This window comes from Vibrio sp. TRT 17S01 (assembly GCF_050113695.1).
GTDB lineage: Bacteria > Pseudomonadota > Gammaproteobacteria > Enterobacterales > Vibrionaceae > Vibrio.
The window spans coordinates 58,683-85,047 of the sequence record NZ_JBNJOG010000009.1; the positions used below are offsets into that span (position 1 = coordinate 58,683).

The 26,365-nt window shown below is 43.3% G+C and carries 20 protein-coding genes; 7 read left to right on the plus strand and 13 right to left on the minus strand.

The window, feature by feature from the left end; genetic code table 11:
• Positions 1-79 precede the first annotated feature (79 nt).
• The 12 genes from ACQEXS_RS14675 to ACQEXS_RS14730 all read right to left on the minus strand — a co-directional run bounded on the left by ACQEXS_RS14675 (position 80) and on the right by ACQEXS_RS14730 (position 15,113).
• Positions 80-1,471 carry an O-antigen ligase family protein gene (locus ACQEXS_RS14675; protein WP_427014335.1) on the minus strand — a complete coding sequence of 464 codons (1,392 nt, stop codon included), beginning with the start codon at positions 1,469-1,471 and terminating at the stop codon, positions 80-82.
• Between the two features lie 4 nt (positions 1,472-1,475).
• A complete protein-coding gene (locus ACQEXS_RS14680; protein WP_427014336.1) occupies positions 1,476-2,909 on the minus strand; it encodes a lipopolysaccharide biosynthesis protein in 1,434 nt (477 codons plus the stop codon).
• Positions 2,906-4,117, minus strand: coding sequence for a glycosyltransferase family 4 protein (locus ACQEXS_RS14685; protein ID WP_427014337.1), 1,212 nt, complete (start codon positions 4,115-4,117; stop codon positions 2,906-2,908). The genes ACQEXS_RS14680 and ACQEXS_RS14685 overlap by 4 nt, the downstream gene beginning before the upstream one ends.
• A gap of 14 nt (positions 4,118-4,131) precedes the next feature.
• Positions 4,132-5,361, minus strand: a complete 1,230-nt coding sequence (locus tag ACQEXS_RS14690; RefSeq protein WP_427014338.1) for a glycosyltransferase family 4 protein — start codon at positions 5,359-5,361, stop codon at positions 4,132-4,134.
• 116 nt (positions 5,362-5,477) lie between these two features.
• Positions 5,478-6,557, minus strand: a complete 1,080-nt coding sequence (locus tag ACQEXS_RS14695) for a glycosyltransferase family 4 protein (protein WP_427014339.1) — start codon at positions 6,555-6,557, stop codon at positions 5,478-5,480.
• Complete coding sequence (locus ACQEXS_RS14700) at positions 6,538-7,989, minus strand: sigma-54-dependent transcriptional regulator (RefSeq protein WP_427014340.1); 1,452 nt, start codon at positions 7,987-7,989, stop codon at positions 6,538-6,540. Before ACQEXS_RS14700 ends, ACQEXS_RS14695 begins: the two co-directional genes overlap by 20 nt.
• Before the next feature lie 28 nt (positions 7,990-8,017).
• The gene (locus ACQEXS_RS14705) at positions 8,018-10,318 is read right to left on the minus strand and encodes an ATP-binding protein (protein ID WP_427014341.1); all 2,301 of its coding nucleotides are present in this window, start codon (positions 10,316-10,318) and stop codon (positions 8,018-8,020) included.
• 32 nt (positions 10,319-10,350) lie between these two features.
• Positions 10,351-11,145, minus strand: a complete 795-nt coding sequence (locus ACQEXS_RS14710; protein ID WP_427014342.1) for a phosphate/phosphite/phosphonate ABC transporter substrate-binding protein — start codon at positions 11,143-11,145, stop codon at positions 10,351-10,353.
• Between the two features lie 11 nt (positions 11,146-11,156).
• Positions 11,157-11,846: a chromosome partitioning protein ParA gene (locus ACQEXS_RS14715; RefSeq protein WP_367989173.1), complete on the minus strand. Its 690-nt coding sequence runs from the start codon at positions 11,844-11,846 to the stop codon at positions 11,157-11,159.
• Positions 11,846-13,939: an SLBB domain-containing protein gene (locus ACQEXS_RS14720; protein ID WP_427014343.1), complete on the minus strand. Its 2,094-nt coding sequence runs from the start codon at positions 13,937-13,939 to the stop codon at positions 11,846-11,848. The genes ACQEXS_RS14715 and ACQEXS_RS14720 overlap by 1 nt, the downstream gene beginning before the upstream one ends.
• Positions 13,926-14,762, minus strand: coding sequence for an OmpA family protein (locus ACQEXS_RS14725; protein ID WP_427014344.1), 837 nt, complete (start codon positions 14,760-14,762; stop codon positions 13,926-13,928). Before ACQEXS_RS14725 ends, ACQEXS_RS14720 begins: the two co-directional genes overlap by 14 nt.
• A gap of 30 nt (positions 14,763-14,792) precedes the next feature.
• Entirely contained in the window at positions 14,793-15,113 is a 321-nt protein-coding gene (locus ACQEXS_RS14730; RefSeq protein WP_367989087.1) for an STAS domain-containing protein, read from the minus strand.
• Positions 15,114-15,476: 363 nt separating this feature from the next.
• On the opposite strand from ACQEXS_RS14730, the gene wecB reads away from it, so the two are divergent.
• The 7 genes from wecB (at position 15,477) to ACQEXS_RS14765 (ending at position 24,770) form a co-directional block, all read left to right on the plus strand.
• The gene (gene wecB, locus ACQEXS_RS14735; RefSeq protein WP_427014345.1) at positions 15,477-16,550 is read left to right on the plus strand and encodes a non-hydrolyzing UDP-N-acetylglucosamine 2-epimerase; all 1,074 of its coding nucleotides are present in this window, start codon (positions 15,477-15,479) and stop codon (positions 16,548-16,550) included.
• 393 nt (positions 16,551-16,943) lie between these two features.
• On the plus strand, positions 16,944-19,151 hold the full coding sequence (locus ACQEXS_RS14740; protein ID WP_427014346.1) for a glycosyl transferase family protein: 2,208 nt from the start codon (positions 16,944-16,946) through the stop codon (positions 19,149-19,151).
• Between the two features lies 1 nt (position 19,152).
• Positions 19,153-20,889: a hypothetical protein gene (locus tag ACQEXS_RS14745; protein ID WP_427014347.1), complete on the plus strand. Its 1,737-nt coding sequence runs from the start codon at positions 19,153-19,155 to the stop codon at positions 20,887-20,889.
• Entirely contained in the window at positions 20,828-22,231 is a 1,404-nt protein-coding gene (locus ACQEXS_RS14750; protein ID WP_427014348.1) for an NfrA family protein, read from the plus strand. Before ACQEXS_RS14745 ends, ACQEXS_RS14750 begins: the two co-directional genes overlap by 62 nt.
• On the plus strand, positions 22,153-23,064 hold the full coding sequence (locus ACQEXS_RS14755) for a DUF4434 domain-containing protein (RefSeq protein WP_427014349.1): 912 nt from the start codon (positions 22,153-22,155) through the stop codon (positions 23,062-23,064). Before ACQEXS_RS14750 ends, ACQEXS_RS14755 begins: the two co-directional genes overlap by 79 nt.
• A 10-nt stretch (positions 23,065-23,074) precedes the next feature.
• Positions 23,075-23,800 carry a nitroreductase family protein gene (locus tag ACQEXS_RS14760; RefSeq protein ID WP_427014350.1) on the plus strand — a complete coding sequence of 242 codons (726 nt, stop codon included), beginning with the start codon at positions 23,075-23,077 and terminating at the stop codon, positions 23,798-23,800.
• A 118-nt stretch (positions 23,801-23,918) separates the two neighbouring features.
• Positions 23,919-24,770 (plus strand): DNA ligase, encoded by an 852-nt coding sequence (locus ACQEXS_RS14765; RefSeq protein WP_427014351.1) that lies wholly within the window; start codon positions 23,919-23,921, stop codon positions 24,768-24,770.
• 95 nt (positions 24,771-24,865) lie between these two features.
• Here ACQEXS_RS14765 and ACQEXS_RS14770 read toward each other — a convergent pair whose 3' ends face one another.
• Entirely contained in the window at positions 24,866-26,239 is a 1,374-nt protein-coding gene (locus ACQEXS_RS14770) for an MATE family efflux transporter (protein ID WP_367989095.1), read from the minus strand.
• Between the last annotated feature and the right edge of the window lie 126 nt (positions 26,240-26,365).

Consider the following 26,365-nt stretch of genomic DNA (forward strand, 5'->3'; position numbering starts at 1 on the left):
ACCTGAAAATTTTCTTATTGGTGAATAATGGGTTTCACATATTGTGCCAAGAGATAAATCAATTAAAATCAACTGGTTACTAGTTTTTTTCTTTTTGATGTCGATGATTCTCATTCTGAGATTCAATTTGAACGATGCGTGCGACGGCGACAGTCAGTGCGGCGAGGATATAAATTGGCCAAGTAAAGCCTTGGGTTAAGAAAGTGCCTGAAACAATGGTGCCAATTAATCCGGCATAAACGGCGTAAGCGGTTGCTGCAACAAAAGGAGAAAGCTTAAGCGATGAATTTTGCAATGTTGAAATCGTATTGCGAGACGTTTTGATCAATGAAATGATCATCGCAACGAATACAAATAGCCCCAAGAATCCGGTTTCAGCCAATACACCGAACCAAGTGCTGTGTACCGCATGGTTTAACCCATCCCAATGGGTACTGTAATAGAAATAGTTGGAATAGAAGTTATTTAACCCAACCCCAGTTAATGGGTTGTCTAATGCCATTCGATAGGCGGCTCCCCACGCATAAAGACGTCCCATCGCGGATTGATCGATACCGTCTTCAGCAGCCCCACCGGAAGCTCGATCAGATACGCCAGCCATGGCAAATAATGCTAAGCCTGCGATCACACCTAATGAGATTAAGAGGGCTTTTGATTTAATCCGTGTCATGGTGAAAATGCCGAAGACAGAGAGGCAACCGAGCAACCCACCTCGACTTTGTGTAGCGATCACCGCAGCAACCAACATCAATGAAGCAATAACACCAAGTAATCGCATGAAAAAGCCTAAATCTTTTGAAAAAGCAAGGCTGAGCGAAAACGCCAGTGGAAACATTAGCACCAGCGACAAGTCATTGGGATCACCAAGAATGGAACCGAGCTGCCTGCCAATCGTGACGCGTGAACCTTCTACCAACCCAATGCCATTCGCAGAATTAAACAAGGCAACGCCTGCGATTAAGACTCCGGTCAATACAATCGATACTGACGCTTTACTTAAGTTTTTTTCACTATTAACCAGCCAAACAATGGCAAGCGTCATCAACATGATCTTCCAATATGTGTTTTTAAAAGACTGAATTGCAAGGGCGGGGTTGGATGACAAAACCACACCAATCATCACCAATACCCAGAAAGCGGCAAGCCAACTGAGAGAGTGGTGCCAATAGATTTGCAGTTTCCGGCTAATAAGAGCGTGCCACATTAATGCAGAGAGAGCGCCTAAAGAGAGTAGCAAAGGTATTTTTAGAGGAAAGAGTACAGGAATAGCTTCGTGAATTCGGAAAAATGAGAAAAGGACAAACAGCGTAACAAGCCAGAAGGTTTGGCTCAGTACGAATAATATGCCAAGTGGTGCCATACACAGCACAACAGAAACGGCTGGATGAGGAACAAAGTACCACACAGCAGAAATGAGCAAGCAAGTTGCGATAGAGAAGTAGATTGCAGGGGCTCTATCTTGGCTATCCATAGTGTTAGCCAAATAGACGCTTAACCGCGCTAAAAGCGTATTGGTTTAATAAAATGGTTGGCGTTAGCCTTAACCAATAGGCGGTTAATCCGATGATAGTGGGTGCGATTACAACGCCAATCAATGTATGTATGGGGCTTACAATCAAGTGTATTGCCCAAACCGCAGCGAATGTAGTGATAAGTAAACTTAACGTGTGAATGTAATCATAAGGTAGCGTGATAAGTTGCTGAGACACATGCCAGCACAAATACAGTCTAACCAGCTGTGCCATGCCTATACCAAACAATACTCCCCAGATATGGAATGAGTGAAGCAGATAGATTAGAACCAATCCTATCGCCATGCTGATGATATTGATGACCAATAATAATCGCGTTTTACGTGAGTATAAGATGCCAATATTGGTCAGTTCTGCCAGCTCTTTACATAATGCGATTGTGATGGTGGCTGCCACTAACTCAGCTGCGCGCACGTAAATCTCAGGTAACACCATTAGGATGAACAGCTTACTGATCCAAGCCACACTGACTGCCAAAATGCAGAGGTAGACGAAACCATACTGGTTGATGCGTGTGGTTTCGGCTAATCCAACATTGTCTAGGTAGTGGAAACGCTTTGGCATCCACCACATTCCAAATGGTTGCATTAGAATGCACATCGCTAATGAGAATTTGGCTGCAATGGCATAGAGCCCCAAAGTTTCGATGTCTGATGAAAGTGCAATAAACCAACGTTCGGCACCATTAAGACTAAAGGCAACGATGCCAGATAGCATAATGGGCGTCGAATAAGCGAGATATTTTTTCCATTGAATGTTGCTCGGCCAGATCAACGTAAAGCCATTGATCTTATGTAAGATCACAAAGCGAACCAGAGCACTGAATACGCCAGTGGCAAAGATAAGAGTGACATCAGCAAACCAGAACAACACAGGTATAACCAATGCAATTTGCAATACCACAGTTGATACACTGATCTGAAAAAACAGTGTTGCTTTGTCTTTTAATCTGAGCCAACCAAGGCTGATTGCTAATGCACTTTCAATGGCAACGACGGTCAGTAAAAGAATAAGCTGGGTGGGTGATAAAAAAGGAATGTATTGATATGCGTAGACAGCAATCAACGTCAGTATTGTCACGAATATCAGCGAAACGATGAGGCTGACACTGTAAATCTCGCTGACAATGGAAAACTGCTTGTTGTATTCTTTTTCTGCCCCTGCAAAACGATACAGGTTTTCATGCATTGCCATTCCAACCAGTAAGCATGCAAAAACACTGGTGCTGGCCAACAGTTCTAACTCACCTAGTTGAGCGGGTGTCAGATAATTCGCCATTAATGGCAGCATAAGCAGTGAAATGCCTTTTGTAATGAACAAGCTTACGGCATACACCGACATATTCGTTAACGGCTGAAAGCGTTTGGGCAGTTTCATGCATCACCTTTATTGTGAGAACTTGCCATCAATGTGACGGTCTCTTTAGTGACGAGAGAATCGATATTGTGTGCGATTTGTGAGTAGCACTGCTCTGAGCGATATTTTTGAGAAAACTCAATAGCATTTTTGCGTAACGTTAATCGTAAGTTTGCGTCACATGCGGCAAGTAAAATAGCGTCACACAGTGCGTGCATATCACCAGCTTTGTATTTAATGCAATTCTTGTTATGTGTCAGAACTTGGTCCCAATAAGCACCGTCATCAGGGATTAATACAACATGGCCAGCGGCAAGGGCTTCAAGGATAGACAACCCAAAAGGTTCATTAGTGCTGGTGGAGACAAAAATACTGCTTTGGGCTCGGATCTTGTCGAGATCGTTAGGCTGCTCGTACCAATTGACGCCTTTAAGATTAATCGGGGCAGTACTAACGGGTAAGGAAATATCTTTTGGACGAATAAAGCAAACATTCGCTTCCAGATATTTTAACTTGCGCGTTTGTTTTACCGCATCAAGGAAGGTATCAAGACCTTTCCATTTGAGTAGTGAAGCGCACCAAAATAAGACTGGCTCTTCAGTGACAGAAGGTGAAGGCCAGCGTTGATCAGAGATGCCATTGTCAAAAGAGCTTGTGGTTGTACGGTGAAAAAATTGCTGGATCTGACTTTGTACTGCGTTGGTAGAAGTCTCATGATGGCGGTAATACCGTTGCAGCGCATTTTCCATGGTTGCACGCGCTGATTTAAGATAGAAAACCTGATCAGCAACCAAAAGGCTATGCCCGATAGATCGTGATGCTCCAACAGGACCATGAATGAACTGAATAACCTTTAAATTGAACACTCGCTTTAGCAAGTAAAGTGGCATGTCGACACCTGGACCAGAAGCGCCAATGGCAAAATCAGTTTTTTGAATTAAGCCCAATTGAATCAGCAGAGTTAAGGCTTGAAAACCCTGCTTTAACCAATAACCAAGTCCATGCTGTTTCTTTTTAAGGGACTTTATTTCGGGTAAACGTACTACCTTAAGAGAGTGTGTTACCGCAAGAGAACTGTTTTGCCAAAAGGTTGGATCACTGGTAATGACAGTGAACTGACAGCGTTGGCTATCGCAAAGTGCCAGTGCATCTGAAGTGGCAATTTTCGACCCGCCAGTAAAACTGATGGGGTCATAGATTAAGCCGTGTATAGTCTTCGAATTAATCATACATCACCTCCCATTTAGATTGACTCTTTTGACAACGCTGAATTCGGTAGCGAGGAGTGAATTTGTCGTGCCAAATAGGTTTTGAGAGGTCTTAGGCTTCGCCACACAGATAAACTACGCGCCCCATGTCCTGCGAGTAACTTGCAGTAAACGCTTTCAATGTTGCGAGCGTTCATCTCAATGGTGTAATGGTTCTGAATATGCGCTTTTGCTCTTACCCCCATAGCTCGAGCAGCACTGCGGTTTTTGACCACGGCACGCATGGCTTCAACCATAGGTTTGATACCTGTATTTTTGTATAGAATACCCGTGCGCATGTGTTCGATAATCTCCGGAATTCCACCTTGGTTGGGGGCGATAATAGGTAAGCCAGCTAGAGCGGCTTCCGTTACTACCAATCCAAATGCTTCTTCCCGCGCACCACTAATGAAACAGTCGCAGTTTTTAAGCCAACCCAACACATGCTCTTGTTCACCAACAAAATGAACGTGTTGACCAAGGTGTAACGCTTCGGCTTGTTGTTCCAGCTTTTTCCTCAGCGGGCCATCACCGATAATTAATAGATGTGCATGAGGGTATTCTAACGTGACGTGACGAAGTGCGGAGAGTAGGCGATCAATCCCTTTTCTATGGATTAGTGAACCGACGGTAGCAAATAAGTAACTGTTATTGCAGATATCCAATGTCCGTTTGGCTGGCACGGAATCTTGATGTGCTAAACGCTGGATATCCAAGCCATTTCGAATCACAGATAATCGTTCTAATGGATAACCATCTTCAATCAAATGGTCAGTGACGGCGTCACTTACTGCAATAATATGAGGAGATGAGTGTATTCCTAGTGTGATTCGATCTCTGGTTGGATAATCGGAATGTAACTGGGTCACAAGGGGGATGGACATACTTTTTGCTGCTCTACACATCCATTGACAAGGCGCTGCACTGTTAACATGAACAAGATCGATGTCAGCGCGTTCAATGTAATCTTTCGCGTCACGGACTAATGAACGCCATCCCGAAAAATCGTAACGAGGTGCTTTCCAACCAAAGAGAATGGGGAACTGCGATAACTCACTGTGAACACCTAGTTTTTTGATTTCAGCATGTAATGCAGGACTGTTAGTCCAAACGTAAGGTTGATACTGACGTTTATCCAAAGTGGATACGAGATCGATGAGGCAACGCTCACTACCGCGAATCCAGTCATCACCATAATGTACAAATAAGATGTGTTTTACGTTCATTAGAGCATCCCTTATTGTTCGCCTGATCTAAGAGATTGCAAAGTGAATGCCATAAATCGATTGTTTTAACTTGTTGTTTTTATTTGCTTTGTTTTTATGAATAGAACTCAGGTAGGTTAATTCTCATTTTGAGAATCAGAAAGCGTGTTAGCGAGGAAACCGGCTGATGCATGTTTACGATAGATATGAGTAAGTTGTGGAATTACGGCGTCGACAGTGTAGTTTTTTTGCCAGGTATGCAGTGCGCGAATTCTCATCATCTTCTTGCTCGAATCCGATAGCATAAACCAATGTTCAATGGCATTTCCTAATTCACGCCAATGGTCGACTAGGTAGCCATTAATGCGGTTTTCAAGAAGGGCAGGTAAATCACCCACTGAGGTTGCCATGACGATAATGCCGCGAGACATGGCTTCAAGTGCAGCCATAGGGAGACCTTCGAAACGGGAACAGATAATGAGAACACTGATATTTGGCCATACTTGAGCCATATCAGATTGATGGCCATGAAACTCTAAATTGCTGGGTTTTCTTACGTGTAGTGAGGCTTCCATGGGGCCTTCACCGTAACAATGAAATTTGTGAGTGGGTGATGCTTTTGCGATATCAATAAATCGATCTGGCGCTTTTTCGTGGCTCAAGCGACCAACAAATGCGATTTGCAGTCCATGGGTCAGCGTTGGGTTTGGGTTGGAAACAAAGTTATTAAGTCGAAGTGAATGGCAAGGAAGCTTGCTTTGTATTTGCGAGCTGACAGCGATAACTTCGTTGGAAATAAAAGCGGTGCTACGGTCAATTAGGTCATAAAGCCATACTCTGCCTTTAGGAGTTTCACCTGCGTGAAAAGTTGAGATTTGCGGGGTATGTGTTTTTAGGTGGATCAGCTTGCTTAATAAACTCGCTTTATAACCGTGGGAGTGGATAAGGCTAGGTTGATACTTTTCTACTGCCTTTAATAAACTCAGCAAAGGTGGAAGCCCTGTAAACTCCTGATTAAGATACAAGTATGGGATTCCACCACGGTCTAGCTTTTCTTCTAATGGCGCGGGCGTTTCATAGCGCGCAATAAAAATGACTCTGACTGGATGGTTAAACTGTTTAAGCCCCAGAGATATTTCACAAACATGGGATTCAATGCCTCCCATGGTCAAGCTATCTATCAATAACCAAATTTCATTAGGCTGGATTGCTTTCATCTTCTGCTTCCCAAGCCTGTTTTTTACGATAAACCGTTGAAGGGCTGAGTTCGAGTAAAACGGCGGCATTCAACACATTGCCATCACAATAATCGATCGCGCGTTGGATCGTCTCTCGTTCAATTTGCCACATTGGACGGATCGGTGCATTGCTCTTTTCTGCAGAACTGACGGCTGGTTGCTCCATCGGTTGAATAGGGGCTTGAACAACAAATGTTGCGGCAGTATTGCTCGATTGTGTTTTCGTTGTACTGCGCCCTTGGCGGTTAAGTATTTCCTCAGGTAGATGGGCTACTGAGAGCTTGGCTTCATCATTTAAAACTACAATACTGCGTATAATATTTTGCAATTGACGAACGTTACCGGGCCAATGGTAGCGTTTTAAAATCATGTCGGCATCTTTGCTGATGCTGCTGAATTTCTTGTTATCTTCTTTGGCGTATAGCTTTAAGAAATGCGTTGCTAGGGTAGTGATGTCATTACCACGCTCGCGAAGTGGCGGCATATTGATGGGCACAACATGTACGCGGTAATAGAGATCTTCCCTAAAGCGTCCTTCTTCGACTTCGACAAGTGGCTCTCGGTTGGTGGCGCAAATAATGCGAACATCTACTTTAAGCTCTTTCGTTCCGCCTAGTGGCATAAAGGTTCCAGTTTGCAAAAAACGGAGCAGCTTTTTCTGCATTTCCAGTTCCATTTCACAAAGCTCATCAAGAAACAATGTTCCTCCATTTGCAAGCGAAGCTGCGCCTTTGCGGTCAGTTGTTGCTCCAGTAAATGCCCCTTTAACATGACCAAAAATCTCGCTTTCCATGAGATCTTTCGGGATAGCGCCACAGTTGATGGCGATGAATGGTTTGTCTTTTCTAGGGCTTTCTTGATGAATAGCTTCTGCACAAACCTCTTTACCTGTGCCACTTTCACCAACGATAAACACACTTGCATTGGTTGGGGCGACAGAATCAATGATTTTATACACCCCTTGCATCGGAAGGCTCGCACCAATAAATCCGTGGAAGCGGCTACGGTCAAACTTGTTTTCAATGTCTTCAACCAAGTGTTCTAGCTGCGCTTGTTTAAGGTGAACATTAATGGATGTTTTTAAACGATCGGCTTGGATAGGTTTTTCAAGGAAATCCTTCGCACCATTTTGTAATAAATTAACTGCAACATCGACTGAGCCGTGTGCTGTCGCAATGATGACAGCGGTTGGTACATTATTTTCAACAATCCATTCGAGGATCTCTTCACCAGTCATATCGGGTAGTTTCAAGTCCAAAATAACCAATTGAGGCAGGTTGCGTTTTATAAAGGCAATGGCCTCTTGACCCGTCTCAACATGAAACAGGTCAAAAGGTTCATCTTTTACATATTGTTTGTACAAGATGGCTAATGAAGTGGAGTCTTCTACTAATAATACTTTGGCTCTCATACGTGTTTCCTTGTCATCTTGACGTTGACTAACGGTTTGAATCTGGTGCCTCGACAAAACCTTGTTGTTTTCTTGCATCAATGGCTTTGAGCGACGCGTTTGCAACGGTTAGCAGTTTATCTTTTAATTGGTAAGCGAGTTCTTCTTTCCCCTGAAGACACAATGCTTCCATTTCTCTTGCGACCTCCGACAGCTTTCTGTTTCCAAGTGCGAGAGCTGAGCTTCCTAATGTATGTACTTCAAATTCCAATTTGTCTTTATCGTGTTGGTCGACGGCGACATTAATCGCAGCTAGCCGGCTTTCAGACTCTACAATGTAGTGTTCAATCAATTCAGGAATGACTTCAGCACAGGTGTCTTCGATCATTTGAACTAAAATAGTCTCGTCAACGAGGTCATCTCTATCCATATTCGAATTATTCTCACTAGCTACATCATTAGTATTATCCAAGAACTCAATCTTTGGTGACTCTGTTTCTATATGCATGTTGATGAGTTCTTCTTGTTTATTTAAGAATAGATCCATTTTTTCAAGAAGTTGTGATAATCGAACCGGTTTTGATAAATAATCGTTCATACCAGATGCGAGGAATTGTTCTTTATCACCTGTCAGGGCATGTGCTGTTAGTGCAATGATAGGAGTATTTGCAATTGAGAGGTCGTCAAGCTTGCGGATGGTTTGGCACGCTTCCATGCCATCCATCAAAGGCATAGAGATATCCATGAAAATTAGATCATATTGGTATTTCTGAACTTGCTCCACAGCTTCAACACCATTGCCAACGAGATCAATATCAACGCCAGCATTTTTGAACATGTTTTTGATCACCAATTGATTGGCTTTATTATCTTCTGCTACTAGAATGCGAGCCCCAATAAAGTCACCATGCGCTATTTTAGGGACAGATAACGTTAGACTTTGATCAGCAATTTCAAGACAAACTGTGAACGTGAATGTACTCCCCATATCAGGTTCACTGGTTACTTCTACACCACCATCCATCAGCTCACACAACCGTTTACAAATCGCGAGCCCAAGCCCAGAACCTTCTTGTGTTCGTGAGTAGCTTTGATCCACCATGGTGAATTCATCAAAAAGATAATCCATCGCATTTCTGTTAATGCCAATACCGGTGTCAGAAATACTGCAAGAGATAAGGCAGTTATTTCCGTGGCTTTCAGCTGAGACTTTGACCGTAATACCGCCTTGTTGGGTGAACTTGAATGCGTTTCCAATCAAATTGTTCAGTACTTGTTTCACTCGGTTTTCGTCACCGATAACACCACTTGGCGTACTACCATCAACATAACAATGGAGGATAAGATCTCGCTGTTTTGCTATTGGGCCAAAGCTGTCTACCACGCTTTCGACACAATGGCGAAAATCGAAGGGTTTAGACTCTAAAAGTAGGGTGCTGGATTCCATGCGAGTAAAGTCGAGGATGTCGTTAATCACCGACAATAAAAAGTTTCCAGACTCGGTTCCTGTTTTGATGAGCTGTTTTTGTTCTCGGTTTAATGGTGTTTCTTCGAGTAAATTCATAATGCCTAGAACGCCATTCATAGGTGTTCGTATTTCATGAGACATCGACGCTAAGAAACGACTTTTAGCTAAACAGGCATCTTCAGCCTCTTGCCGAGCTTGCTTTAGTTCTTGATAGCTTTTTGATAATTTGCCGGACATTTCATCAAACGCACGCGCAACGTCGCCGAGCTCATCTTTTGAGTCGTCTTTTAACTGATATCCGGGGCCGCGTTCACTGACAGTTTTCGCCGCTTTAGTTAAACGAATCAAGCTTTTAGTTAAGTATGAACCGAGGAAAAGCGAAAAGATGGCGACCAAAAAAACTTCAACGAACGCGATACTAACAATAGATTGCTTCGCTTGACTGAGCATTTGATTGATGGCCGACGTACCAAAGCCCATGTCGATGTGACCATAGACGGTTCCATCACTGACAATGTCGACGCGCTTATCAAATATTCCATCAGAAACAGCGTTAAGGTTATGGTCTTCTTCCATTTGTCTGGCGAGTAGGTCTTTATCTCCAGCGCACGCCATGTCTTTCCCTTGGCGAGTGATCCGAACATACAATAAGTCTTCCAAACTCATAATTTCATTGACCATGTCATCCAGCGTTGCGAGGTCAGTAGAGAGCACCGCATCTTTGGTGGCATGAGCAAACATGTTTGCTGTGGTATTTGCACGTTGAATCAAGTGCTTTTCACTTGCGTCAGATAGAAAAGACATGGCACTGAAGACCAATAACATCAACAACACAATCTCAATTGACGCAATACCTATGATGGTTTTTGCTCTGAATGACATAACGACCTCCTAGACAAACAAGTGCCTACGTATTAATTGAGTAAGTTGATATTCAATGACCGCACGTCTTGCCAATCGCTATCTGTAGCAGACTCAAACCCTTTGATTTTTAACGTATCAAGGATAGCTTGGTTCTGTTTGGTGTCAGCGAGTTCAGTCAGTGCCTGCTGAACGAGCATCAAAACATCGACGTCCATTCGTGGATGAACCGCAATGGCATGCGGTGTATACCCTTCAGTCTGAAAAATAGGCTTAAGCTGTGAACGTGTTTCTTCATCTAGAGATTTGAATGTGCGGATCACGCCACCTCCGGCAGGGAAAAAACCGCGCGCAACCGATAAATAAACAGAATCATGCGAACTAACATAATTGGGCGTAAAGTCGACACCAGCTTTGATGAGGTGGTCACGCGTTAAGATGGATGCGGCAAAGGCGGCCGGAGACGGAAAAGCAAGCGTAGAATCTTTCAGCTGTTCTAACGATGTTATTCCGCTGTCTTTTCGTACCACGATGATGCCGTGAATCTGTTTATCTTTCGCTTTCGCAATTGCTTTGTAGCCCGGGCTACTACTGAATGTGGTGTAGTGATAAGGGTTCATATAGGCAATGTCGTAACTGCCTAAGCGAAGCTGCTCTTCAAACGTGGGGATGTCTTTTGCTGTCGAAAAGACAAACTGATGTCCCGTTGCATTTGAAAGATAATCCGTGATTGGCGTCCATTGCTGTGCAAGGCGGGTAGCGGATTGTTGCGGAACAACACCAAAGGTAAATGTTTTCCCCATAACATGGGAAGTAAAAGCAATAAGTAATAAGAGAAGCCATTTCATTGTGTGTTCTCCTAAGCGGATTGAGAGAGCATTTCGATTGCCGTTAAACGCCTTTCTATCGAAAGTCTAAGTTTCTGAGGAATTAACCGTAAACGACGTAATTCACGAATGATTTCTTGCGCAAGTGTCGGTTGGTCTTTGACATTTAATATGGTGCCAAGTAATGAAATTCGTTCCGATTGAAGAAGTTCGACCGCTTTAGTTAATTGCGAGGAGGTCGTTGTGCCACCACGAACAACCAAAATGGTTTTGTCACATGCACTCGCAACGCTTTGCGCTGGAATATTGCCACGGTTGATTTTGAGTATGGGAGAGGTATCGATAATGACGCGATCAAATCGTGTTAACCATAATTGAACCGCTTTTTGCAGATTGTTGGGGTCTTTATACGCCAGTTGTGTCGAGCGATCCGTCGGTATGGTTAAGCCGGTAAAAAGCTGATGTGTTTCTTTGTGTTCGACCCAATGCTCTTCTGTATCCCCAATCACCATGTCTAATTCTTCAAAAGCTGGGTGCAGCATATTGAGGTCGACCAGCAAAGTTTGATGACCAGCTAGTAAGTAACGTTCAGTCAATGCGGTTGCGATTGACGTGACACCGTCACTGGCTGAGCATCCAGTGATGCATACTGAACGACAGTGGTTCATTTCAGCGGCCAAATAAATTTGTTCTATCTCGGTGTGAGTTGCAGGAATCGGCATCATAACGCTCCTATAAGGACGATGGTTGTCGCTAGGCGAAGGATGTCTTGTAATCCGACACGTGCTTTCTCCATAAAGCTGTCATTTTGATCAGGGATGTAGATTGTGTCGCCAGCACGAAGCACTGGCAGATGGTAAATATTGGCGGTCTTACTGAATTCAATCAGGTCAAAAGTGCGTGCCTGTCCTTGGCAACAAGACATATTTACGATCGAGATCTTTTCAAGATAGGCTCTATCGCTTGGTCCTCCGGCTTCTGCCAAAATATCGAGAATGGTCATGTTGTCGTTAAAAACGTAGCGGCCAGGGTTATTGACGGCACCTAAAACACGAACCGTGGATTCTTTAGAGCGATCAAGCCAATTTTTATTTTTTTCTGGAATGTAAATGGTGTCGCCCATAGTGACATTCGGAAGTAAGTTTTCATCTCCGGTTTCAAAATACAGCGACAGGTTGAGCTTGCTTACTTGTGAGTACGTTTTATCACGGTGAGTAATGCGAATATTGTGTATATCTGCATCTTTTGTTGGCCCATCAGCTGCGGATAAAATATCGAGGAAGTGCATATCTTTGGTAAACCGATAACGGCCTGGGGCATTGACCTGACCAAAGACATAAATTGATGCATCTGAGCTTTGGCGTACCCATTGAGATTTATTGTCACTGGGATCTTGTGGTAAATCATGAATGCGAACGATAGAACCCGCACTGATTTGAGGAAGTTCTGATGACGGGGCACCTTTGATAATAAAGTCGTCCAAATTAAATACGACCATTTTTCCAGTGTGGGTTACAACTTCAATTTTTGAGGTGTCAGCCCTGAGTGTTGGCCCACCAACGTGTGCGAGAAGATCGATCAGATCCATTTCATCCGACCATTCAATTCGCCCGGGGCGAACCACTTCACCCATCACACTGACGGCGCGATCAGGCGATATTTTTAACCACGACTTTTCATTCATGTCTGTTTTTTCAGGAACAAAAATCGCATCACCCGACTTTATTTGAGGAGGCTTGGTGCCGTTCAATCCTTCAGTGTAAGCTGTGAGATCAAATCGAATCACTTTGCCATTGGCTTTTAGCACTCGGATCTGGCGTGACTCTGCAAATCGTGTCGGTCCGCCGGCATTCGCGAGTATGTCCATAAACGTTGCACCTTTGTTACCTTCGTAAGCTCCTGGATGTGCAACTTCCCCCATGATGTAGACGGTATTTGCCCCAGATTTAATCTCTTCTTCTTGTTTGGGGACAAATACCGTGGTGCCCGGAGTGAGTGTGGGCAGTAAAGACTCATCACCACTATCGAGGTACTGTTTTAGATTAAATAGCTGTGGTGTGTTATCACTTATCACACGGATTTGTTCAACACTGGCATAGCGGGTGACACCTCCAGAGCGCATCAAAATATCAACAAGGTCAGTATTGTCCTTATAACTAAATGAGCCAGGTGCATTCACTTCACCAAACACTTTAATCGCTCGACGGTTGTCGGCGCTGTCGCCCGAATTGGCAAGCTTCGCAGCATCAAATTGCTGCTCAATATTGCCAACCAAAGGGGAGGCAGGAACAAACAGAGTATCGAGTGATTGCAGCGTTGGCAGCATAGAGTCGTCACCGGAATCTAAAAATGCTTTGTAATTGAACCGCTGTTTTTGTCCGCCACGTTTTAAGAACATATTGTCTAACTGCGCACCTGAGCGCAGTCCGCCAGCTGCGTGCAACGCGGTTTGGATATCAGTCGATATTGGTAATGTGTATTCACCCGGCGCATTGACATAACCCTGTACGGAAATCAAAATTTGTTGTTGCGCGATAAACACATCGGCATTGGTGATGTCACGAAACACTTTACTTAATGCTTCTTTTACACTGGTTTCGAGCTGGTTCTCGTCATAACCTGCAACGTATATTTGCCCAACTTCCGGCAGAGTAATACGGCCACGCTTGTCCACTTGAAACCCTTTATTTAGTGCTTCTTCTCCGGGCAAATTGACTTGCACCAAATCACCGACTTGTACTTTGGTTTCTTGGGCTTTTACTGTATTAACATAGCCAACAAAAAGGATGACCAGAATGAGGTTAATCCATTTCATAAAAGCCTCCTTGCGAATGGCTCGTTGAATTGTCTTGAGTAGATATGATTTCAATGCTGACTCGACGATTGGTTAAGCGGGTAGCATCAGAATCCCCTTCGAATAGCGGTAGTGAAGCACCAAGTGACTGAGTCGTGATTCGGCTAGGTGATAAGCCAAAGATCGTAAGGTAGCGTTTAACTTGCTTAGCTCTTTCCATCGCTAATTGCTGGTTATACTCTTCACCACCAATCGCGTCGGCATGTCCAGTGACACTCAAATTCAATGTGGGATGCTCGCGAAGAATGTGGGCTGATTGGGCAAGGTGTCCCATATATTTGGGATTAATTTCAGTGGAATTAAATGCAAATTGATTATCGACATTAAGCAGATTAAACAACTGGTCGATAACGGCTAACTGCTGCGTTAACTGAAATTGGTTTGTTGGCGGAGTGCAATTTGCTTGAGATGTTACATAGTCCAACTGTAACTCAAGTTGATTGAGGCGTTTTCTTTGAATAACCAGATCGTTTGCCGCATCTAGCAACAATCCACCTTCAAGTTCGCGTGCAATGCGATTTTGTTTTTCTATCGCCTGTACAACCGCAGCGGGGAAACACCATTTTGCCCCCTCACGAATTAATGAATCCAGATGTAATTTTGCTAACTTCCAGTCAAACCGCAGACCGTGTTCCGGACCTAATGGTTCATCAGGCATCACAGGAGAGAAACTAGCGTCCGCATAGTGCTCCGCTAAGCCACCACGCCCTTGTGGTGCGTGGCTCGCACAACCTGTTAGGTAAAATGAGGCCGCAAGTAGGGCTATGTAGTATAGAGTTCGCATGCCAACTGTCCTTGTTAGTGATTGTTATTATTAGTGTGTTCTGGAGTTCACTGGAATCGCTTGTCCGATCCGCAATAAGTTGATGATTTCTAAAGGCTGACCAGTCACATTTTCTAGTCGCATATTTCTTTCGCGTTCGATCAAGCGCTTGTAGAGATAAACAAGTGCGCCGACACCTGAAGAATCTAAAAACTCAACGTTACTAAAGTCGATTTCAATTTCTTGATGGCAATCATTGGCAATGACATCGTCGATATGAGGTTGGGCATCACGGCTACCATCAGCATCCAAATTTCCATTAATCATTAAAGTCAGGATGGTGGTGCTTGCTTCGATCTGTTTAAGTTCCATAGCGCTTCTCCTTTTTGTTTTCTCAAGTAGTGCAGGAGCTATGCCAAATGAAAAGTGACCAAATAACAGGTGCTTATATGCTCAGTTGGCAGATTTCTCAATTTGAAAGATGGTTATTCTCAAATTGAGAATGAATCTGTGAACGTTAATAAGATTGACTCATAAATTAGACGCAAAAATGAAGGCGAGTCTTAATCTTAATTGATTGAATTTTATTGCTATTGTTAATGAGATGGTGAGTGTTTAATCAATAAACTTATAAACAGGGTCTTGTATTATAACTTTCACTGTCACAGTATTTATGTCCTAGACCAGCACACAAGAATTGTCTTTATAGAATAATATTCTTTAAAAGGAAAGCTAATGGCTAAAGATGTACTGATTGTTACTGGCACTCGTCCAGAAATTATTAAGATGGCGCCAGTTTATAAAGAGTTTAAAGCTCAAGGGTATTCCATTGAATGGTGTCACACAGGTCAACATGACACGTTGGCAGAACAAACATTTGATGTATTTGGAATCGCTCCTGACTACGTTTTTTCTCGACCTGAAGGGAATGGTTTAACGAATTTGCTGGCTGGTTTGATGAAAAATATTGAATCTGTCATACAAGCCAAGAAGTTTGATTGTGTGTTGGTCCATGGAGATACAAGTTCTACATTAGCAGGTGCGTTGACCGCTTTTTACAATCAAGTGCCTTTTATTGGGCATGTAGAAGCAGGACTGCGTTCGGGCAATATGCAACATCCTTTCCCTGAAGAATCTAATCGTACCTTGGTCGCTCAAATAGCGAACTTGCACTTCGCGCCTACAAAAGCGGCACGAGATGCACTGTTGCGTGAAGGGATACCACACGAACATATTTTGGTTACTGGAAATACCGCGGTTGATGCGCAGCAGTATTTACTTGATAGCGGAAAGATCATCAAACAAGAGACTAACACAGTACTTGTGACCGCTCATCGTCGCGAGAACTGGGCGTCGATCCCTACGATTTGCTCAGCAATTAAAGCGTTAAGTGCACAGAAACCGGAATTGGAATTTGTACTAGCCACACACCCGAATCCAGTGGTTAAAGAGGCCGTACTATCAAATGTCAAAGATTGCCTAGCGATCAAAGTAGTAGAGCCATTGGATTATATGGAGCTTCAACAAACACTGGCTCAAGCGAGGTTAGTATTGACCGACTCTGGCGGTATTCAGGAGGAAGCTCCAACCTTTGGAACTAAAGTGGTTGTTTTACGTGAAACGACTGAACGGCCAGAAGCTGTGAATATGGGGCTATCTCAACTTGCGGGTGCGACGGATGTAAATCGAATTTTAAATTCAGCATTAGCGCTCTTGGATGAAGGGAATGATCCTCAAGCCATAAACCCATATGGCGATGGTCAATCTTCAAGCAGAATCGTAGAGCAAATAAAGCTACTGCTAAACTAATGTTCTAATGAAATTGGTTTTTATCATGCTTGATGATGCAGTGTTGGTGGTTATGAATAATGCTGATATATGGATTCAAATTATAATTTAATTCTAATTTGTGACATAAACACAAAATTACTTGTAATCTTTGGGTGTATATCACAGAATGTGACGCTTCTTTAGAAGTGGCTAAACTTACGTTTCATGTAATTAGATCAACGATAAGGTGATTCAACCTAAGTTTACATGGAAATATGATTGAGTGAAGTAAGTTGACATACCGTTGGGTCAAAAAGATTCAACAAGATGTGTTGAAAGCGTTGTCAATGTGTAATCACTCATGCTTATAAGCAATGGATGCTTGGTTTTAGTGCTGTTGTTGGGTGATTAAACTAGACTAGCGGGCAATCAATGAGCGTTTTCGATATATTTGTTGTTTACTTATTTGGCTTAAAGTATGTGCTGTTTGTCATCATGGTTGCATTAGCTATTTGCGGCCTTGATGACCTCATTATCGATATTTACTATTGGTGTAGACGGTTTTGGCGAAGAAATACGGTTTATAAAAAATACGACCGTAAACAAGCGGCAGACCTATATGGTAAAACAGAGCAACCGTTAGCGATCATGGTTCCTGCTTGGCAAGAGCATGGTGTTATCGGCAAAATGGCTGAGCTGGCTGCTTCTCGTCTTGATTACGAAAACTATCAAGTCTTCGTCGGTACCTATCCAAATGATCCTGAAACCCAAGCCGATGTAGAAAAAGTTTGTGCAAGGTATCCCAACGTCCATAAAGTGGTTTGCGCACGTCCAGGGCCAACGAGCAAAGCGGATTGTTTAAATAACATCATTGCTTCTATTATCGAGTTTGAAAAAAAAGCGAAGGTCGAATTTTCCGGCTTTATTCTCCATGACTCCGAAGATGTTCTTTCGTCAATGGAGCTACGTTTATTCAACTACTTACTTCCTGCCAAAGATCTGATCCAACTTCCAGTTTATCCATATACCCGAAAATGGTATCAAATGACGCCAGCACACTATGCTGACGAGTTTGCCGAGTTGCATGGTAAAGATGTTGTTGTACGTGAAGCGATAGCAGGTCAAGTTCCCAGCGCCGGCGTGGGTACCTGTTTCAGCCGCCGTGCCGTTTTGCGCCTTCTGGTTGAAGGTGATGGCCTTCCATTTGATGTGCAATCCTTGACAGAAGATTACGATATTGGTTTTCGCTTGAAACAATGGGGAATGAACGAAATTTTCGTTCGTTTTCCTGTTATCGATAAAGAACAAATAACGCTGAAAGAGGAAGCGCTAGGTGTCTCTTTGCGTGAAGGTAGCGTGGTTTGTGTAAGAGAATATTTCCCTACAACATACTCAACAGCAGTAAGACAGAAAAGCCGCTGGATCATTGGTATCGTGTTTCAGGGAATGAAGAACCACAAGTGGACCAAAGACTGGAAAGTGAACTATTTCTTGTGGCGAGACCGTCGTGGACTTATTAATAACACGGTTGGTTTTATTGCAATGCTGTTGCTGATCCAACTGGTTGCATTGTCTTTATATAGCTTGTTTGTGGAAGACAGCTATCGTTTTATGTCAATAATCTCAGAAGACCCAACCACAAAGGCTCTGTTAACGCTTAATTTTTTCTTGCTAATGAATCGACTGACGCAACGATTTTATTTTGTCAGCCAATATTATGGTTACTTAGAAGGAGCGTTATCGATTCTTCGTCTCTTCTGGGGCAACATTATTAACTTTTCCGCTAACCTGCGTGCTCTTCGTCAAGTCATTCAACAAGGTGATCCTCGTCGTGTTGCATGGGATAAAACTACTCACGACTTTCCTTCAGTATCCACAGAGGTACGAAAGAAACCATTAGGGCAAATTTTAGTGGAGAAGGGATGGATAGATGAAAAAACATTGAATGATGCTGTGGTTAACTGTCCTAAATATCGGCTCCTTGGCATGCATTTAGTCACATCTGGACTTATTACTAACGAGCAATTAAGCCGTGCGATAGCCAACCAATGTGATGCGGAATTTTTAGCAAGTGATCCGTTTTCATTGGATGGTCATACCGTTAGTCTTTTGCCAAAGAAACTGGCTTTGAAATATTCAGTGCTTCCTATTGCAATGGAAAGTGAAACACTTGTGTTAGGCAAAGAATCCGCGCTTAGCCCGGTGGCTCATGCAGCAATCAAAAGACGCATCAAATGCCCTGTAAAGTGGGTGATCACAACCAACGGTTCGGTGACATTAGGTCTACGCTATTGGTATTTGGATAGAAAGCTGCTCAATCCCAAAATAGCATTGAAAGCGGAGTTTGAGCGTAATGTTTTTTCTCCTGAGCAGTGGGCCAGATTATACGACCAGTATTTTGCTAGCCAATCACAACTTGGTTCTTGTTTATTGTCAGCACGCTTAATTGAACCCGCTGTATTAAATCAGGCTATTTTGGCATTTGAAACAGAGGATGACGTAAGTTTAGGGCAATTTCTGGTTGAAAGAGGGTATGTAACTAGTGACGCCTTAGAACAAGCATTGATGTTACAAAAAGAGCAACAAATGCCATTGGAACAACTTGTAGAAACATGCATCAAACAACCGGAATTGAATTAACATGAACACACGAGTCAAATATTTGCTTGCTCTGCTTATGATCCATCCGGTGATGGACGTTCATGCAGCGACACCGAATGATATTTATGCTGATTTATCCAACTTTCAACACTTTCGTGTCTACCCCTATGTCGATAAAGCGTTTGAGCGTGAGCAAAATAAACAATATCTCCAAGCATTAGATGAAATTGAGCAGGCGATGGCCATTGTGCCTGATCATGTTCCTTTTATTAAATACGCTTACACGCTGAGTTTGCTAGCGAACAAGCCCACTAGTGAACTTGAAGCACTGTTAAAACAGATCCCTGCGGCTGAACGAGGCGATCTTTTACTCGAACTTCGTCAAAAAGAATCTCAAGCTGCGGAACTGTATAGTCCTCATGAAGTGAGTATCCTGACCAAAGGAATGACTGAAGAACAAATTAAACGTTGGTTTATGAATCACGTTTATACGATTGAACGTGTCAAAGGGAAAGGGGATGCATTGCAATGGAGTATCTCTCAGCCGATACGTTATAAATCAATCGACGCTTTACGCTTCGAAGCTTACGCGTCATACGAGAGTAAGCAGTTCCCACAAGCGATTTCCATACTGAAAGGTTTTAGAGCGAAGCAGTTAGAGACAGAGCAAGATTTGCGCTTCTTATCTTATATGTACTTGGACTTAGGCCAATATGACAAGGCACTTGCGTTAACCAAAGATAAGCAAGGTAAAGCACTCTATGAGGACGTTCAAACGGCTTACATTAGTCATTTAATCTATGAAAATAAGTTAGTTGCTGCAAAGTCAGCTCTTGAAGAACTGGCCAAGCGTTCAGAACTTAATTCAGAGCAACAACATACATTCGATTACCTCAATAGTTTTAATGAGCTTCAGCTAAGCAGATTAGAAAAAGAGCGAGTGGTCATGAACGACTGCTTGAAAGAGGTCATCACGTTGGCTGATTCAGGTAAGCGCGAGGTGGCAGTCAAACAATTTTCCTCATGCAATCCTAATTTAAACTCATCGTCATGGTTAATCATGGCTGAATCGTTAGGCGCATATCGAAATTTGCAAGCGGCTCGATTTAAAACACCGCGCCTTGAGAGTCAGCGTAGACAAATTCTAGCCAATCACTATAAAGAAAAGGGTAATTGGCAAGGTGTGAGTGAACTGTTTGCCGAGCCTACGAACACTACTCAAAGGCTTGAGCTTGCGAATGCTTATCGTCATCTAGGGGATGATTTTAATGCATCTAAGGCTTATTTTGATGTTTATCATCATACAAAGAAAATCAAATACTTAGATCGTTCTACGTATCTGCTGCAACAAGCAATAGTTGATGAAGAGAAGCAAGCATCAGAATTGGCAGAGCAATTGAATGTCGGTATGCACAATACGCCGCAACGTTTTTTTGCTAATAAACAGCTGCTCAACCGTACAGCAGAAGCTGTATTGCAAAGGCCAGAGCTATTTCAACCGAACGACATTGCTCGACTCAATATGCATTTGGCTAAGAAAGCACAAATCAACGCTGCCATTTGGCAACAAGCGGATGCATGCAGCGTACTGGAGCCACAACTTGCGACTCACGCATTCAGCCGAAAAGCTGAAGCACATTGCTATGGAGAGAGTAGTCCATTAGTTGCGGCGTCAATGTACGAACAGGCTGTAGCAGATCAGGAAACCATATCAAATGCCGAGCACTTGCAACTTGCAACTTGCAACATGGTATGCGCAAGGACAGCAACACATTAAAGCACAATCTCATTGGCAATTAGCTGATAATTTAAGCAGTTACGATTACTACTTATATACTGATTCTCTTTATCAATCGGGTCAGTATCAAAAAGCCAATCAAGTATGGCAAGACGCAGGAATTAATTCTGATAACGCGCAATGGTGGCTGTTGGGTGTTAAAATTGCTGAACAGTTAGATAATTCGGAACTTCTAAGTAACCGGTATCAACGTGCTTTGGCGCAGTCACAATCCGGTGAGATCGCGACAGAAGTTGCAAACTATTACCTAGAAACTGAACCAACTCAGCTGCCAACTTACGTCAATGATGTTATCAAGAGTGATAACAGCGGCCATATCAGTGCTCAATTGGGTTACCTATTATCACATTCTCATCCAACGCTGGCGGTACAACTTTTAGAAAAAGCCCATGAGTTTCCAGCTTATCGTGATGACGTGAATCTTATGAGTGAATACGCGCGTTTATCAGCAGATAATGGTCAGCGAGTTAAAGCGTTAACATTATATGAAGCCGGTATTGATGAACTTAACGCAAGACCCGAAACCGAGAAAGATATCGCGCAAAAAGACTACTTACAACGTGCTCATCGAGATGTGGAACAGGGGTGGCGGTTTGCTATCTCAGGTTGGGCTGGTGACAGCTCAGGCAGAGTCGCTCTTGGCTACACTGGTCAAACAGGTAACTACTTTGTCATGGAAGAAGCAAAATATTATTTTGATCAACCATGGGTTCCAGGATTAGCTTTTTCTGCAACGGCGCTGCATAGCGGTTTGTTGGAGCAAGACCAGTCATGGTTTAACAGCGAGATAGATATTGGTATGCAGCTTCAACCAATCAAGAATTGGAGTTACTACCTTAAGGCTGGTGTTATACAAGATGTATGGAATGACGACGGTGATTTCGATACAAGTGCTTATGTTCGCTTTAGCGCCGACGTTTTTTCTAAAGATGACTGGAGCAAAGCATGGCAACCTGATCGAGACATGTGGCTGTACAATTCTTTATATGTTGATGCGACCCAATATATCGATGAAGAGAAAGACTACTTTCTCTTTGCCCGTTACAATCTCGGTGAGACTTTTAAAATATCTGAAAATCACCGCCAACGCGTCACCCCATATGGCTTTGCTCAGTGGAGCTCGATTAAGAGTTCCGACTCACCGGATAAAGACAAACGGTTGGGATTAGGGGTCTCTTGGACTTGGGAATGGTTTAATAGTGCGTACGATGGGTACTCGGTCGTATCGGAAGTGGGGTTAGAGTGGCAACATATCAACGAAAGCAATACGTTAGAAGGACATGGCGACTCCTATCTTGTTCGTTTCTCATCTTCATTTTAAGTGGGTGTAATCAGCACTCAGAAAGCCCTTCCGGGGCTTTCTACCAACCTTTAAATCAAGATAAAACGCTGAAACAACAAGACTGGGTCTCTATCGCAAAAACAATGGAGCGCTACGAACTCAGTCAGGTTGTGGTCCAATGGACCCAATATGGCGATGAAACTTTCGGCGGTCCATCCGGTTGGTTAGCTCAAAATCTAGAAACATTGGTCGACAATGATATCCAGTTATGGCTTGGGCTATATTCCGACCCAAATTATTTTAAGCGGATCCACGCTAATGTTGAGCAGCAACAGCAATACTTAACACGTTATTTTGAAGAATTAGAAAAGAGTTACCAACGTTGGAAGCCGTGGATAGAGCAGCATCAGCCTAAAATTAACGGCTTATACCTACCACTTGAACTGAGCGACTATGACTTTGTCACGCAGCAGCAACGTGACTTAATTACCAATGTATTAGCGCAGCAAGTAGAAAAATACCCGATGCCTTTGATGGTCACGCTTTATCTTGCCGCCAATAACGACCCTGATGTCATTCGCAAGTGGACTAAAGAAATAAGGCAAGCAGGAATTACTCTATACGTTCAAGATGGTGCCGGAACGCAAAGCTTGAGTGGTGAGCAGCGACGCAATTACTTAAATTCACTGTCATGCGAAACTGGGTTGGTTAGGGAAGTTTTTGTGCAAGAGCACCAATCAAGTCAGTTTGTAGCCAAGAAGATGAATAAGCAGGCGTTTCTTAAACTTGTTACCCAGCGAAGCTGTCACAGTAGTATACTGTTCTCCCTTCGGTATTTCCCCGATAACAATCCACTTAAGTTAGTCAAATAACGGAAACTCAATGACATCATTTTTTTCTTTTGAACAGCTGGTTCACGAAAGACGTTCTGTACGTAAATACGATTCCAATGCAGAGTTTAACCATGAGCACGTCGCACAAGCACTTGAGCTAGCAACGCTGAGCCCGAATAGCAGTAATATGCAGATGTGGGAGTTCCATCGAGTGATCAGTGAAGAGAAAAGAACAGCGTTGGCCGACATATGCATGGGACAAAATGCAGCGAAAACGGCAAATGAGCTCGTTGTATTTGTCGCGACGCCACATAATTGGAAGCAGCGCGCAAATTACAATGCATCCATTATTCGTAATGCTTTTACGGGACGAGAAGATGCAACAGCGAAACGTGCGCTGAAATACTATGAAAAGTTAATTCCTTTCGTATATAGAAATGATGCACTGGGCATATTTGGTCGTATGCGACAACTGTTTTCCGCATGGGCTGGGCGCAAGAAACCCATGTTTCGTGAAGTGCGTAGACAAGATCTACGTGTATGCCTGCACAAGAGCGTTTCCCTAGCAGCGATGACATTTATGTACGCAATGCGCGAAAAAGGCTACGACACATGCCCGATGGAAGGGTTTGATTCGAAACGAGCTAAGAAGTTACTCGGGTTAAAGCGCAGTGATCAGATTTGCATGATCATTAGCTGCGGTGTTCGCGCTCAAGACGGTATTTACAGTGAGCGTCATCGAGTCGCTAATGACAGCGTGATATTTCAGCACTAATACCATGTTAAAGAAATCTGTGTACTTTAAGATTTAGGTCGAATTGGTTATGTCTAACTATTGAATCTGTCTTATTTGTGAACGTAATGTAATTGCAAGCCTATGAAATGGATTTTATATGCAGTTACGTCTTTCTCTTATCGCAGCCAGTATGATGGCTGCAAGTGTTACTCAAGCACATTCACCTCACGATGATTTACTCCCTCCGTTTATTGCTAAAGCAAAAACGTATCAAGAGGGAGTGGCCGTCACCGAATATTGGAAAAGTGAAAAACTGGACGGTATTCGTGCAATATGGACGGGATCTCAACTCGTCACGCGCGGCGGTAAACCCATCATGGCACCAAAATGGTTTGTCGAACCCTTACCACAGCATCCCCTAGAAGGGGAGCTATGGGCTGGCCGCGGTAACTTTCACTTAGTGCAACAAACCGTACTAGATCAAAAACCGGTGGATGCTTCTTGGAAGAAAATTGATTTCATGCTGTTTGATATGCCCGGCGCTGCGGGAGACTATCAAAAACGCTACTACAACTTGATCCACTTTGTGAGTAAAGCGGATTCTGACCATATCAAGTACATTGAACACACGCCGATCGTTTCAGAAAAAGAACTCTTTTCCCATTTAGATAGTGTTGATGGTGCAAAAGGAGAAGGGTTGATGTTAAGAAAGATCACGAGCCGATATCAAGCGGGGAGAAGTAGTGATCTATTAAAACTAAAGAAACATCAGGATGCGGAAGCGACGGTGATTGGGCATAAAGTCGGTATGGGTAAATACAAAGGAATGATGGGGGCATTGTTAGTAAGGTTGGACTCAGGCCTTGAGTTTTACATTGGCAGTGGTTTTACTGACATCCAACGGCAAAACCCACCACCATTGGGTAGTACCATCACCTTTCGATACAATGGATACACTCAAAATGGCATACCAAAATTTGCTCGTTATCTACGAGAACGGCCGGAATAACACCAACGAAGAGATATTTCTAACTGAAGTGAAAAATTTATCTTACATAATGAAAGAAGATGAAAGGCCAGCAGTTTGCTGGCCTTTCATCTTGGTTATTTTAAACTCGCTAGAGCAAGTTGAGCTTCATCGGGTTGACGATGCATCCATCTTAAACGTAAGCCAAGCATGATCGCGGCAGATGATAAACCAATGATAAAGCCATACCAGAAACCATGAGCACCCATCGGTTCTACAATCCAATCCGTCATACCGAGAATGTAGCCGCAAGGTAAACCTAAAATCCAATATGCAATGAAAGTACGATTAAAAATCGCGGACATATCCTTGTAGCCACGAAGCGCACCAGCGGCAACCACCTGAATCGCATCTGTACATTGATAGACTGCCGCTAGCAATAATAATTGCATCGCTAATTCAATCACGGCTCGGTTGTCTGTATACAAATAAGAAACTTGTTCACGGAAGAGAACAGTAAGCAGGGCGGTACATAGTGACATTGCTAATGCAACCATAAGAGCGACTCGAGAAGCCACTCTTGCACCATCAACATTGTTTTCTCCAAGACGATGGCCAACGCGGATACTTGCAGCCGCACCCACACTCATCGGTAACATAAACACCAAAGATGAGAAGTTGATAGCAACTTGGTGTGCTGCAACGACCAATGAACCAAGTGGTGCAACGAGAAGAGCGACGACTGCAAATAAGGTGACTTCGAAGAACAGAGCAGCAGCTACTGGGAAGCCAAGCTTAAACAGTTTGATTTGTGCTTTTAATTCGGGGCGATGGAATTGTCCAAAGACTTTGATATGTGCCAAGCGCTTTGAGGTGAGCACATAAAAGAGCAGCATAAAAAACATTAGCCAGTAAACAATTGCCGTAGCAACGCCACAACCCACACCACCCAAAGCAGGTGCGCCAAACTTGCCGTAAACAAAGATCCAGTTAAGTGGAATATTGATCATTAAACCGATGAACCCAATCACCATTGCTGGTTGGGTTAGTGACATACCGTCGGTGAAACTACGTAAGGTTTGAAACAACAAAAATGCAGGTACCGCAAACATCACTGCGTGCATATAACCAATGGTTTTTTCGGCCATCAGAACTTCTACATCCATTAAGCCAAGGATTGTTTTCGTTTGGAATAATACGGCAATGGTTGGTAAAGAAATCACCAGTGCTAGTGCGGCACCTTGCTGAATTTGAAATGGAATTTTATGTTGTCGACCAGCGCCATTCAGCTGCGCAACAACAGGAACTAATGCCATTAATAGTCCAACACCAAATAAGATGGAAGGTAGCCAAATGCTCGCGGCAATAGAAACCGCAGCCATGTCAGTCGCACTAACACCACCGGCCATGACAGTATCTACAAACCCCATACCAGTTTGCGCCACCGATGCGATAAGTACCGGGGTGGCGAGTTTTATCAGCTGAGAAGCTTCTTTTTTATAACGATGCACGTTGTACTCCAGAAAGTGAAGCGTAAAAGGATAGAAAACACAGGGTGAAAACGAAGTTTTAACTAACTGATGTTGTCGCGCATGATAAAGAAATGTCACACTAAGTGCCATGACTTAATGATGGAA

What these genes read in the sequence shown, in the direction of transcription:
- ACQEXS_RS14675 (WP_427014335.1), bottom strand. Translation starts at nt 1,471, where the DNA reads ATGGATAGCCAAGATAGAGCCCCTGCAATCTACTTCTCTATCGCAACT.
- ACQEXS_RS14680 (WP_427014336.1), bottom strand. Translation starts at nt 2,909, where the DNA reads ATGAAACTGCCCAAACGCTTTCAGCCGTTAACGAATATGTCGGTGTAT.
- ACQEXS_RS14685 (WP_427014337.1), bottom strand. Translation starts at nt 4,117, where the DNA reads ATGATTAATTCGAAGACTATACACGGCTTAATCTATGACCCCATCAGT.
- ACQEXS_RS14690 (WP_427014338.1), bottom strand. Translation starts at nt 5,361, where the DNA reads ATGAACGTAAAACACATCTTATTTGTACATTATGGTGATGACTGGATT.
- ACQEXS_RS14695 (WP_427014339.1), bottom strand. Translation starts at nt 6,557, where the DNA reads ATGAAAGCAATCCAGCCTAATGAAATTTGGTTATTGATAGATAGCTTG.
- ACQEXS_RS14700 (WP_427014340.1), bottom strand. Translation starts at nt 7,989, where the DNA reads ATGAGAGCCAAAGTATTATTAGTAGAAGACTCCACTTCATTAGCCATC.
- ACQEXS_RS14705 (WP_427014341.1), bottom strand. Translation starts at nt 10,318, where the DNA reads ATGTCATTCAGAGCAAAAACCATCATAGGTATTGCGTCAATTGAGATT.
- ACQEXS_RS14710 (WP_427014342.1), bottom strand. Translation starts at nt 11,145, where the DNA reads ATGAAATGGCTTCTCTTATTACTTATTGCTTTTACTTCCCATGTTATG.
- ACQEXS_RS14715 (WP_367989173.1), bottom strand. Translation starts at nt 11,846, where the DNA reads ATGCCGATTCCTGCAACTCACACCGAGATAGAACAAATTTATTTGGCC.
- ACQEXS_RS14720 (WP_427014343.1), bottom strand. Translation starts at nt 13,939, where the DNA reads ATGAAATGGATTAACCTCATTCTGGTCATCCTTTTTGTTGGCTATGTT.
- ACQEXS_RS14725 (WP_427014344.1), bottom strand. Translation starts at nt 14,762, where the DNA reads ATGCGAACTCTATACTACATAGCCCTACTTGCGGCCTCATTTTACCTA.
- ACQEXS_RS14730 (WP_367989087.1), bottom strand. Translation starts at nt 15,113, where the DNA reads ATGGAACTTAAACAGATCGAAGCAAGCACCACCATCCTGACTTTAATG.
- wecB (WP_427014345.1), top strand. Translation starts at nt 15,477, where the DNA reads ATGGCTAAAGATGTACTGATTGTTACTGGCACTCGTCCAGAAATTATT.
- ACQEXS_RS14740 (WP_427014346.1), top strand. Translation starts at nt 16,944, where the DNA reads ATGAGCGTTTTCGATATATTTGTTGTTTACTTATTTGGCTTAAAGTAT.
- ACQEXS_RS14745 (WP_427014347.1), top strand. Translation starts at nt 19,153, where the DNA reads ATGAACACACGAGTCAAATATTTGCTTGCTCTGCTTATGATCCATCCG.
- ACQEXS_RS14750 (WP_427014348.1), top strand. Translation starts at nt 20,828, where the DNA reads ATGCCGAGCACTTGCAACTTGCAACTTGCAACATGGTATGCGCAAGGA.
- ACQEXS_RS14760 (WP_427014350.1), top strand. Translation starts at nt 23,075, where the DNA reads ATGACATCATTTTTTTCTTTTGAACAGCTGGTTCACGAAAGACGTTCT.
- ACQEXS_RS14765 (WP_427014351.1), top strand. Translation starts at nt 23,919, where the DNA reads ATGCAGTTACGTCTTTCTCTTATCGCAGCCAGTATGATGGCTGCAAGT.